Origin of the sequence: Brevibacillus sp. SKDU10 (genome assembly GCF_001645205.1) — a bacterium.
GTDB classification, from domain to species: domain Bacteria; phylum Bacillota; class Bacilli; order Brevibacillales; family Brevibacillaceae; genus Brevibacillus_B; species Brevibacillus_B halotolerans.
Genome location: NZ_LSSO01000119.1, coordinates 1 through 807 on the forward strand (window position 1 = coordinate 1; position 807 = coordinate 807).

The following is an 807-nucleotide window of genomic DNA, read 5'->3' on the forward strand; positions in this document are numbered from 1 at the left end:
CAGAAGTAGTCAGGCTATTTATGGATATGAGCAATGCGGATCGTACAAGGGTAGGTTTTGTTGCCTATAATCACAAAATTGTCAAAACAAAGGCTTTAACAGCAATCTCCGTGAAAGATAAAAAGAATGAGATCAAAAAAGCCTTGTCCTCTTTGCCGCGCTCAGGTTATACAGACCTCGGACTTGGTCTCTTAACAGGTACAGAGCTCTTGGCCAAACGTACGGAGAGTGGAAATCGCCCGTTCTTACTTTTGCTCTCAGATGGGGGCACAGATTTCGGCCCTATGTCCAAAGGAAGAAGTGTAGCAGATTCAAAGCGAGATGTTGAAAAAGCTATTCAACTAGCAAAAGCAACAGGTTTCCCCATTTATACAATTGGGCTCAACCAGGACGGATCGGTTAATCAAGCAGAATTGAAGCGAATTGCGGCTGAAACAGGCGGTACTTCATTCATTACCGATAGCGCCGAGGATTTACCTGAAATTTTTAATAAAATTTTTGCAAAACAAATTCAATCCACATTGATCTCTGTTGCTGCCGTTACTGCGACTGGGGCCCTTCAGGATGTAAACCTGTCCATTCCGAACGGAAGCATAAACGAGGCCAACATTATTCTGTTATCTGAGCACCCCGTCAAAGAAGCACAATTATTCTCTCAAGCAAAAAATATCCAATTTACAGAATCAAATAAATACTCCCTCTTAAAAGTGGCGCAACCGCCAAAAGAGAACGTAAATTTAAAATTCCGCGGTACACCCGGTACCCTAGTAAAAATTAATCTATTAGGCACCTATAATCTCGATATAC

1 protein-coding gene is annotated in these 807 nt (G+C 41.9%); it reads left to right on the forward strand.

Annotation, left to right across the window (positions count from 1 at the left end; genetic code table 11):
• Positions 1-807, forward strand: an 807-nt coding sequence (locus tag AYJ08_RS07290) for a vWA domain-containing protein (RefSeq protein ID WP_157452834.1), incomplete at both ends; no start/stop codon positions are given.